At 61.0% G+C, this 10,828-nt stretch carries 8 protein-coding genes; 5 read left to right on the top strand and 3 right to left on the bottom strand.

Going from position 1 to position 10,828, the window contains the following annotated elements:
* Both sapF and ACJ8J5_RS04890 read left to right on the top strand, forming a co-directional pair.
* Entirely contained in the window at window positions 1–813 is an 813-nt protein-coding gene (gene sapF, locus ACJ8J5_RS04895; protein WP_016927550.1) for a putrescine export ABC transporter ATP-binding protein SapF, read from the top strand.
* Window positions 814–1,237: 424 nt separating this feature from the next.
* Window positions 1,238–2,422 carry a CMD domain-containing protein gene (locus tag ACJ8J5_RS04890; RefSeq protein ID WP_414104454.1) on the top strand — a complete coding sequence of 395 codons (1,185 nt, stop codon included), beginning with the start codon at window positions 1,238–1,240 and terminating at the stop codon, window positions 2,420–2,422.
* 43 nt (window positions 2,423–2,465) lie between these two features.
* On the opposite strand, the gene ACJ8J5_RS04885 is transcribed toward ACJ8J5_RS04890, so the two are convergent.
* Together ACJ8J5_RS04885 and dacD are read right to left on the bottom strand one after the other, a co-directional pair.
* A complete protein-coding gene (locus tag ACJ8J5_RS04885) occupies window positions 2,466–3,371 on the bottom strand; it encodes a LysR family transcriptional regulator (RefSeq protein WP_025303008.1) in 906 nt (301 codons plus the stop codon).
* A gap of 64 nt (window positions 3,372–3,435) precedes the next feature.
* Complete coding sequence (gene dacD, locus ACJ8J5_RS04880; RefSeq protein ID WP_414104453.1) at window positions 3,436–4,605, bottom strand: serine-type D-Ala-D-Ala carboxypeptidase DacD; 1,170 nt, start codon at window positions 4,603–4,605, stop codon at window positions 3,436–3,438.
* A gap of 282 nt (window positions 4,606–4,887) precedes the next feature.
* Here dacD and ACJ8J5_RS04875 point away from each other — a divergent pair, with 282 nt between their 5' ends.
* On the top strand, window positions 4,888–7,194 hold the full coding sequence (locus tag ACJ8J5_RS04875) for an FdhF/YdeP family oxidoreductase (protein ID WP_414104452.1): 2,307 nt from the start codon (window positions 4,888–4,890) through the stop codon (window positions 7,192–7,194).
* Between the two features lie 15 nt (window positions 7,195–7,209).
* Here ACJ8J5_RS04875 and ACJ8J5_RS04870 read toward each other — a convergent pair whose 3' ends face one another.
* Window positions 7,210–8,064 (bottom strand): LysR family transcriptional regulator, encoded by an 855-nt coding sequence (locus ACJ8J5_RS04870; protein ID WP_049205484.1) that lies wholly within the window; start codon window positions 8,062–8,064, stop codon window positions 7,210–7,212.
* Between the two features lie 99 nt (window positions 8,065–8,163).
* On the opposite strand from ACJ8J5_RS04870, the gene gloA reads away from it, so the two are divergent.
* Window positions 8,164–8,691 carry a lactoylglutathione lyase gene (gloA, locus tag ACJ8J5_RS04865; RefSeq protein ID WP_025303012.1) on the top strand — a complete coding sequence of 176 codons (528 nt, stop codon included), beginning with the start codon at window positions 8,164–8,166 and terminating at the stop codon, window positions 8,689–8,691.
* 187 nt (window positions 8,692–8,878) lie between these two features.
* Complete coding sequence (locus tag ACJ8J5_RS04860) at window positions 8,879–10,813, top strand: exoribonuclease II (protein WP_142590324.1); 1,935 nt, start codon at window positions 8,879–8,881, stop codon at window positions 10,811–10,813.
* Window positions 10,814–10,828 lie beyond the last annotated feature (15 nt).

Raw genomic sequence — 10,828 nt, 5'->3', positions numbered from 1 at the left:
ATGGAAACGCTGTTGGAAGTGCGCAACCTGAGCAAAACCTACCGCTACCGCACCGGGCTGTTCCGCCGTCAGCACGTCGAGGCGGTGAAGTCCGTCAGCTTTACCCTGCGTGAAGGTCAGACGCTGGCGGTGATCGGTGAGAACGGCTCTGGCAAATCCACGCTGGCGAAAATGCTCTCCGGCATGGTGGAACCGACCGCCGGCGAACTGCTGATCGACGATCATCCGCTGGCGTTCGGTGATTATCGCTACCGCAGCCAGCGCATTCGCATGATTTTTCAGGATCCGAGCACCTCGCTCAACCCGCGTCAGCGCATCGGCCAGCTGCTGGATGCGCCGCTGCGGTTGAACACCGATCTGGAGCCCGCCGAGCGCGAGCAGCGTATCAACCAAACGCTGCGCCAGGTCGGCATGCTGCCGGATCATGCTTACTACTATCCGCACATGCTGGCTTCTGGGCAAAAACAGCGCGTCGCGCTGGCCCGTGCGCTGATCCTGCAGCCGAAGGTGATCGTCGCCGATGAGGCGCTGGCCTCGCTGGACATGTCGATGCGCTCGCAAATCATCAACCTGATGCTGGAACTGCAGGAAAAACACGGCATTTCCTATATCTACGTCACCCAGCATCTCGGCATGATGAAGCATATCAGCGACCAGGTGCTGGTGATGCACGAAGGGGAAATCGTCGAACGCGGCAGCACCGCCGAGGTGTTGGCGGCGCCGCTGCACGAATTGACCAAGCGTCTTATCGCCAGCCACTTCGGCGAGGCGCTGACCGCCGACGCCTGGCGACGCGACGGCGGCCGTTTCTGAGCCCCGTCCTGGCCTGCAACAAACCCGCTGCGGCGGGTTTTTTATTGCTGCGCGCCTCGGTCGCTTAGCGAGAAAATGCACATACAAATTACATTCTTGTTATATATCCTTATATTTTATTCCTTTCAGTTATTGATTAGTCCGTAACATTATTTTATCTCGCCAGGGCGATCGGTGAGGATATCCCCTACGTTGAGCCTCTCATACGACAGGATATCGCACTGATGAACAGCCTTCGCCATCGCCGCTTCGCGCAGTTTCTGCTCACGCTGGCCACCGGTTTCTCTGTTTACGGCCACGCGCTGTACTGCGATGAGCTGCGCTAAATCCGCCTTTCGCCCCGCCTGCGGGCATGTTGCCTCTTTGTCCAGCCACCGCTGCCGTACGCAGCGGTGGCTGTTGATCATGATTAAGGATTGACCCTATGGAACGACTCCGTCGACAACATAATGCCCAGTGGTATCACGAAACCCAAAGCAGCGTGCGGGGCGATGCGCCGTTGGAGCCGCAGGCGGCTACCCTGCGCGATCGTTTTCTGCTGGGGCTGGGTGCCTTCGCCGATGAAGCGTTAAACAGCGCGCTCGGCGCCCGCGCCGGGGTATTCAACGCCTCACTGGCCGGTTACCACGCCCTGTTTCCCGACCAGGTGTCGCTATCACGATACGTGACATTGTCACCCTACGATCGCCTCAGCACCGCACTGACCGTCGCGCAGGTGACCGGCGTGCAGTCCCTCTGTAGCCACTATGCCGCCCGCCTCGCCCCGCTGCACAGCCCGGACGCCTCCCGGGAAAGCAATATCCGGCTCGCCCAGATCACCCAATATGCCCGCCAGCTTGCCAGCCAACCCACGCTGATTTGCCGCAAGGCGCTGCAACAGCTTGTCGACGTCGGGCTGAGCCCTGCGGATATCGTCACCTTTTCGCAAATCATCGGTTTTGTCAGCTATCAGGCGCGTGTGGTAGCTGGCATCGCGGCGTTAGCCGGCCGACCGGCGGTAGTGGTGCCCGGCTTCCCGAATGTCGAAGACGCCGATGGCGTCGCTTTCAGTACCGAAGAATTGAGCTGGACTGCGCGGCTGTCGCCGATCGACACGGAAACCGCCGCCGCCGAACAGCTTGACGTGTTGGATCAGAGCCACCCGCAGGCGCGCGCCGAATCTTATTATCTGCTGTTAGCGCACGATTCCGCCGCACTGCGCGAACGCAACGGCGTGTTCAATGGCATCAATGCCGAAGGGTATGGGTTATCGAGCCGCCTGAAGGCGCTGGCGACGCTGGTGGTCTCGCGCATCAACGGCAGCCGTTACTGCGCGGCCACGGTGGCGCATGAAATGCAGGATGACGGATTGGTACAGGCGCTGTTCACCGGGCTGCCTCAGGGATTGGCCTCTACCGAGGATACGGTCAAACGCGCGGTGATCCACACCGCCGCCGAGCTGACGCGCGCACCGGAGAAATTTACCCCGCAGAGCGTGCAGCCGTTGTTCAACAGCGGTCTGAATCAGGCGCAGGCGCTGGAAGTGATCCTCACCGCCGCACTCTACGCCTGGGAAAATCGCCTGCGCCAAACGTTGGGCGATGCAACATCTTCCATCACCGCCGACTGAATACCGCTATGCGACCTTATTACCGGCCGCAATACGGCGCGTTTTAGACATTCTGCTGACGCAGCCACTCGCTGGCGGCATCGAAGAACTTTTGCGCCAACGGCGTAGCGCGCTCCGCCATATCGACGACCACCGCCGCATGACGCGGCATGGCGCCGATGGCCACCGGACGCCGCTGCAACGCCGGCATCAACGGCGATTGCAGCTGGCCGCGCGGGAACAGTCCGCAGCCCAAACCGACGAAAATACCTTCGAGCAGTTGGAAGATCGACGCGGTCTCAAGCCGCGTGTGCAGCGTCAACCCGGCGTCGCGAAAGTGTTGATCGAGATAGCGGCGGAAATAACGCGTCGGCTCGGCGAGACACAACGGCAAGGCGGCCACCGCCTCCAGCGGCAACGGCGTATCGCCCACCAGCTTCGGGAAATGTTGCGGATGAAATACCAGCTCGACGCCGGTTTCCACCAGCGGTTGCGATTGGAAATGCAGCTCCTTCAAGGTCGACAGCTCGAAAAAGCCGATGCCGATGTCGACGGTGTGCGCCGTCAGCGCCTCCAACAGCTGATCAGCGCTCAGCACCGCCAGCCGGTAATCGAGATGCGGGTAACGTTCGCTGACCGCCTTGAGCATTTCCGATACCGAGATACTGCACTGCGGCACCACGCCGAGGCGCAGCGTGCCGTGCAAACCGTGCTTGAGCGACTCCACTTCCAGCTTCAGCCCCTGATAAACCGAGACGATCTCACGCGCCCACGCCAACACCCGCTCGCCTTCGGCGGTAAAACCGCCGAAATGGTTGCCGCGGTTAATCAGCGAAACGCCCAGCTCTTTTTCCAAATTTTTCAATCGCATGGATAGCGTCGGCTGGCTGACGAAGCTGGCCTCCGCCGCCCGGCCGAAGTGGCGCTCTCGTTCCAGATTGCACAAATAAATCAGTTGTTTAATATCCATAGCGCAGCTCAATGATCGGCATTCGCACCAGTATACCACCGGGGGCCGCCGCCCGCCCGACGAGTCAGAGCCTCAGCTTCACGTAATCCACCAGGCGCGAGAACACGCCGCCCTGCGGTACCGCCTGCAGCGCCACCAGCGGTAGGGTTTTCACTACCTGGCCATTGTTGCTGATGCGGATCTCGCCGACGGTTTGCCCTTTACCAATCGGCGCTTCCAGCCGCGCGGTATTGATCACGTACTGCGCCTTCAGCTTGTCCGCTTCGTTTTTTGGCAGGCTGAGCGACTGCTCTTGCACGCTGCCGACCGGTAACCGGTGATTCTCGCCGTACCAGACTGGCTCTTCCCCCAGGCTCTGGCCGGCGCTGAACAGGTGTACCGTGGTAAAGTCGCGCATCCCCCAGCTCAGCAGCTTGCGCGCCTGTTCCTCGCGGCCTTTGGAACTTTTGCCGCCCATCACCACGGCAATCAGGCGGCGATCCCCTTCGGTGGCGGAGGCGATGATGTTGAAGCCGGCAGAGGCGGTGTGCCCAGTTTTCAACCCATCGACGTGCAGCGTCTTATCCCACAGCAGGCCGTTGCGGTTCTGCTGCGTGATACCGTTCCAGGTCAGCGATTTCTCGCTGTACATGTGGTATTCCGCCGGCTCACTCATGATGATGGCGCGCGCAATCACCGCCAGATCGCCGGCGGTGGTGAATTGCCCCGGCGCATCCAGCCCGTGTACCGTTTCGAAATGGGTGTTCTGCAGGCCCAGCTGCGCGCTCTTCTCGTTCATCAGCTTGACGAAGTTGGCCTGGCTGCCCGCCACATAGTCCGCCATCGCCACGCAGGCGTCGTTGCCGGAATCGATGATGATACCGCGGCTGAGATCGCGAACCGTGACCCTGTCACCAGGCTTCAGGAACATCAACGAAGAACCTTTGAACACCGGGTTGCCCTGCGCCCAGGCGTCTTTCCCCACGGTGACGACATCGTCGAGGCCAATCTTGTGCTGATCGAGCGCGTGGTCGATCACCAACCCGGTCATGAGTTTGGTCAAGCTGGCCGGGTTGCGCCGTTCGTCGGCATTGCCGGCCGCCAGTACCTGGCCGGTGGTGTAATCCATCAAAACGTAAGAGGCGGCGTCTATCGCCGGTGGGGTCATGGTGGGAAAATGGGGCGTCGTTTCCGCCGCCTGCGCCGCTAAAGGCAGTAATATACCGCCGATCACCACTGATACTGAACGCTTCACGCTGTGTTCCTCAGGCCCGCAGGCTGAATAAAATGCCAATATAATCCGCGAGATAGACTGCATGAATTCACTTTCAGACGAAACCATTACTCTTTTGCAGCGGGTGTCTTTATGCAACCATTTGTTTAGGTCAGCGTCCGCCTGCGATAGATACGCTCTATGCCGCCATTGCCCCATTCGATTAGACGCCTGCCTGCCACGCCCCTAAACTTGTGACATAAATACGCAAGACGCATAAAAAAGCGTTTACTTTTTAGCTACAACCACCTGCGAAGTGTCACCATGAAATTCAAACCGTCAATCAAGCCTTATACCGGCCCAGCGGGCGGCTGGGGTTCGCTTGAAGCCACCACCCGCTTTGTCCTCGACAGTAAACAAACGCTAAAAAACATGCGCAACCTGATGCTCGTCAACAAGGCACGCGGCTTCGACTGCCCCGGTTGCGCCTGGGGCGACGACAACCACAGCACCTTCAGCTTCTGCGAAAACGGCGCCAAAGCGGTCAGTTGGGAAGCGACGCGCAGCGCCGTGGAGCCTGAGTTCTTCGCCGCCCACAGCGTCAGCACCCTGCAGCAGCAGAGCGACTATTTCCTCGAATACCAGGGTCGCCTCACCCATCCGATGCGCTACAACGCCGAAACCGACCACTATGAGCCTATCCATTGGCCGGACGCGCTGGCGCTGATCGCCAAGCACATCAACGGTATGGACAACCCGAACCAGATCGAGCTGTATACCTCGGGCCGCGCCAGCAACGAAGCGTCGTACCTTTATCAGCTGTTCGGCCGCATGCTCGGCACCAGCAATTTCCCCGACTGCTCCAACATGTGTCACGAAGCGAGCGGCGTCGGGCTGAAGCAGAGCATCGGCGTTGGCAAAGGCACCATCCGCATCGATGACTTCGAAAAGGCCGACGCCATCTTCGTGTTCGGTCAAAACCCCGGCACCAACCACCCGCGCATGTTGCACAGCCTGAAAAACGCCGCCCGACGCGGCGCGCGTATCGTCAGTTTCAACACCCTGCGCGAACGTGGGCTGGAAAGGTTCGCCGATCCGCAGGATCCGGTACAGATGCTGACGCCAAAATCCTCGCCGATCAGCTCTTCCTATTACCAGCCAAATCTGGGCGGCGATATGGCAGCGGTGCGCGGCATGGTGAAAGCGCTGCTGGAAACTCACCGCCAGCGTATGGCCGCTGGTGAACCCGCCCTGTTCGACCTGGCATTTATCGAACAGCACAGCGTCGGCGTGGAGGCTTACCTGGCGCAGGTGGACGCGACCGAGTGGCAGACCATTACCGCGCAATCGGGCCTGAGCGAAGCGCAATTGCGCCAGGCGGCGGCCACCTACCAGGGTGCCGAACGGGTGATCTGCACCTGGGCGATGGGCGTGACTCAGCATAAACACTCTATTGCGACGGTGCGTGAAATCACCAACCTGCAGCTGCTGTTCGGGCAACTGGGCAAACCAGGCGCCGGTCTGTGCCCGGTGCGCGGCCACAGCAACGTCCAGGGTAACCGCACCATGGGGATTGATGAGAAGTCGCCGAAGGCGCTGCTCGACAGCCTGGAACGCCACTTTAACTTCACCGCCAATCGCGCGGTGGGGCACAACACGGTGGAAGCGATCGAAGCGATGCTGCGCGGCGAAGTGAAAGTGCTGATCGCGCTGGGCGGCAACCTGGCCGCCGCAGCGCCGGACACCGAACGCACCGCCCGCGCCCTGCGCAACTGCGATTTGACGGTGCATATCAGCACCAAGCTTAACCGCAGCCACCTGGTGACCGGCAAAGACGCGCTGATCCTGCCGACGCTCGGCCGCACCGAACTGGACATGCAGGCCAGCGGCTCGCAGTACATCACGGTCGAGGATTCATTCAGCATGGTTCACGCTTCGGAAGGCATCGGCAAACCGCTGGCGGATACTCAACGTTCAGAGACGGCGATCGTCTGCGGCATCGCCGACGCCGTGCTAGGTACGCAACAGCTGGACTGGCTGGAACTGGCCGACGACTATTCGCTGATCCGCGATCATATCGCCGCCACCATTCCCGGCTTCGAAGATTTCAACCGGCGCTGCGACCAGCCCGGCGGTTTCTACCTGGGCAATGCTGCCGCCGAACTGCGCTTCGCCACGCCGAGCGGCAAGGCGGAATTCAGCGCCGCCGCGCTGCCGACCACCCTGTTCCCGCAGCTGGGCGACGAGCAAGCGCCGTTTACCCTGCAGACGCTGCGCTCGCACGATCAGTACAACACCACCATCTATGGTCTGGATGACCGCTATCGCGGCGTTTACGGCCAGCGCGAAGTGTTGTTCATCCATCCGGAGGATCTGGCGGCACTGGGCCTACAGGATGGCGAACGGGTAGAGATAGAAACCCTGTGGAACGATGGCGTGGTGCGTAAAGTGGACGGGTTCAAGCTGGTGAGTTACGACATTCCGCGTGGCAACCTGGCGGCCTACTACCCGGAAACCAACCCGCTGGTGCCGCTGGCCAGCTTCGGCGACGGTACCGGCACCCCGACCTCGAAGTCGATCCCGGTGGTGATTCGCCGCAGCGAGCAGCAACCCTCGCTGCGTATTGCCTGAACATGCGCGCCCGGTTCACGCCGGGCGCGCCAATATTTCCAGGATAGTCTGCAACTCGTCGGACAACTGATGCCGTCGCCAGACGAAGTACAGATCGCTCACGCCCTCCTCACCCATTTCCACCACCTTCAACCCTGGTGCCGGCAAGATCAGCGGCAGCAACGAACCGGGCACGCAGGCCACGCCGCAACCGGCCTGCACGCAGGCCGCCATCGCGGCATAAGACTCCATTTCCAGCGTCATGCGCGGTTTCAGCCCGCGCGAGGCCAGCCAGTGATCCACCTTCAGGCGAAACGAACATTCGCGGCTGAACGTGTAAAACTCCAGCGGCACCAGCGTGGCGGCGTCGGGTTCCCCGACATCGGCCGGCATCAGCAATACCAGCCGTTCATCGAATGCCTTTTGGCTGGCCAGTAACGGATGCTCAATCGGGCCGTCGGTGATCGCCAGGTCGAGATCGCTGTCGATCAGCATGCGTTCCAGCACCAGCGAGTCGCGGCTCAGTACGTTGATGTGCAGATGAGGCTGTAAACGGCGCAGCCTGGCAATACGCGCCGGTAAATGGCTGACCAGCGAGAAATCCAGCGCCCCGAGGTTCAGCAGCCCATGCTGATGCTCGCCGGCGAACAGCTGCTTGCTGCGCTCCGCCTGCGCCACGATGTCGCGCGCCTGCTGATAGAACAGCCGCCCTTTGGGATTGACGTACAGCCGGTTCTTGTCGCGGAAAAACAGCTCGCCGCCCAGCGACTCCTCTAGTTCACGCAGCCGCAGCGTGACGTTGGAAGGCACGCAGTGCAGCTCGCGGGCGGCGGCGGCGATGGTTTTGTGTTCCACCACGGTGCAGAAAAACTTCAGCTGGCTCAGCTTCATCTATCATTCACTTTTAGTTAGTGTTTTAGTTAAAAACAATTACTTTAGATTAGCATCGATTTCACCTACAGTCTGCCGACACCCTGAGGAGGATCACTGATGCCACTGAATGATTTACTGACGCTGCCCGGCGTGGCGGCCCAACCGGACGCGGTAACCGACGGTTACGTGTTCAACCACACCATGATCCGCGTGAAGGATCTGGCCAAAGCGCTGGATTTCTATACGCGCGTACTGGGCTTTACCCCGGTCTATCTGGAAGAGTTCAAAGAAGCCGCTTTCACCATCTGCTACCTGACGCGCAGCCCGCGCGAGCAGATCCCGCAGGATGACGACGAACGCAAACGCTGGGCGCTGAGCCAGCCGGGTATTCTCGAGCTGACCCATAACCACGGCACCGAAAATCAGGCGGATTTCCACTACCACAACGGCAACAGCGAACCGCGCGGCTTTGGCCACCTGTGCGTCACGGTGCCGGACGTGCGCGCCGCCTGCGAGCGGTTTGAGCGCCTGGGCGTCACCTTCCAGAAACGCCTGCATGAAGGCCGCATGAACTACGTGGCGTTCATTCGCGATCCAGACGATTACTGGATTGAAATCCTGCAGCCGACGCCGCTGCGGGACTGATTGTCCCACGCCCTTCACCCCGGCCTGCGCGCCGGGGTTTTTCATCGTTCGCCCTTCGATTGACCATTCTTGCGCAAAATCGCGCGGCAACGCGGGGTTCCGTGACGTTAGGCTTGCTCGCAACGGGTGATTCGCGTAAAACTGTCAGCCGCAAATCTTGCCACTCACAACCCATTCACTGGACGATATGTTTCAAGATAACCCGCTGCTGGCGCAGCTTAAACAGCAACTTCACTCTCAGACCCCGCGCGTTGAAGGCGTCGTGAAAGGGACCGAGAAAGGCTTTGGCTTCCTTGAAGTAGACGGTCAAAAAAGCTACTTCATTCCACCGCCGTACATGAAGAAAGTCATGCACGGGGATCGCATTATCGCCACCCTGCACACCGAGAAAGAGCGCGAAATCGCCGAGCCGGAAACCCTGGTCGAGCCGTTCCTGTCGCGCTTTGTCGGCCGCGTGCAAAAGCGCGACGATCGCCTGTCCATCGTGCCCGATCATCCGTTGCTGAAAGATGCGATTCCGTGCCGCCCGGTGCGTGAACTGACCCACAATTTCCAGGCCGGCGACTGGGCGGTGGCGGAAATGCGCCGCCATCCGCTGAAAGGCGATCGCGGCTTCAACGCCGACCTGACCCACTTTATCACCGAAGGCGAAGACCATTTCGCCCCGTGGTGGGTGACGCTGGCGCGTCACAACCTGGAAAAAGAGGCGCCGGAGATGCAGGCCCTCAGCGAGCCGGACGCTGCGCTGGTGCGTGAAGATCTGACCGCGCTCGAATTCGTCACCATCGACAGCGCCAGCACCGAGGACATGGACGATGCGCTGTACGTGACCGACAACGGTGACGGTTCGCTGCAGTTGACCATCGCCATCGCCGATCCGACTGCCTACGTCGAACAAGGCAGCAAGCTGGACGATATCGCCCGCGTGCGCGCCTTCACCAATTACCTGCCGGGCTTCAACATCCCGATGCTGCCGCGCGATCTGTCGGACAACCTGTGCTCGCTGCGCCCTAACGAGCGCCGCCAGGTGCTGGCTTGCCGCGTGACCATCGCCGCCGACGGCGCGCTAGGCGACGATATTCAGTTCTTCGCCGCCGAGATCGAATCCAAAGCCAAACTGGTGTACGACGAAGTCTCCGACTGGCTGGACGGCATTGCCGGCTGGCAACCGCCGAGCGACGCCATCGCGCAACAAATCACCCTGCTGAAGCGCGTTTGCGATGCGCGCAATGCCTGGCGCCACCAGCATGCGCTGGTGTTCAAAGATCGTCCGGACTACCGCTTCGTGCTGGGTGAAAAAGGCGACGTGCTGGAGATCGTTACCGAGCAGCGCCGCAGCGCCAACCGCATCGTTGAAGAGTGCATGATCGCCGCCAACGTCTGCGCCGCCATCGTGCTGCGCGATCGCCTGGGCTTCGGCGTGTACAACGTGCACACCGGTTTCGATCCAGCGCTGGTTGAACAAGCGGTCACCGTGCTGCAGGCCAACGGCGTGGAAGCCGAAGCCGAGAAGCTGCTGACCCTCGACGGTTTCTGCGAACTGCGCCGCCACCTGGATGCGCAGCCGACCCAGTTCCTCGACAGCCGCATCCGTCGCTTCCAGACCTTCGCCGAGATCAGCACTACGCCGGGGCCACACTTCGGTCTGGGTCTGGAGGCTTACGCCACCTGGACATCGCCGATCCGTAAATACGGCGATATGGTCAACCACCGCCTGCTGAAGGCGATCATCAACCAGCAGCCGGCGGAAAAACCGCAGGATGACGTGACGGTGCAGCTGGCGGAACGCCGCCGCCTGAACCGCATGGCGGAGCGCGACGTCGGCGACTGGCTGTACGCCCGCTTCCTGCAGGACAAGGCCGGTACCGATACCCGCTTCAACGCCGAGATCATCGACGTGACCCGTGGCGGCCTGCGTGTACGCCTGCTGGACAACGGCGCGGTTGCCTTCATCCCGGCACCGTTCATTCACGCGGTGCGTGACGAGATGCAGTGCAGCCAGGAAACCGGCACCGTGCAGATTAAAGGCGAAGTGGTTTACCGCCAGAGCGATACCTTGCAGGTCACCATCGCCGAAGTGCGCATGGAAACCCGCAGCGTGATCGCCCGCCCGGCGGTCTGAACGCCAGCCTGAAAC

The sequence above is a fragment of the Serratia sp. CY43202 genome, from assembly GCF_052168755.1.
Lineage (GTDB): Bacteria > Pseudomonadota > Gammaproteobacteria > Enterobacterales > Enterobacteriaceae > Serratia > Serratia bockelmannii.
The sequence above is the reverse complement of the archived record's forward strand: the minus strand, read 5'-3'. Positions and strand labels throughout refer to the sequence as shown.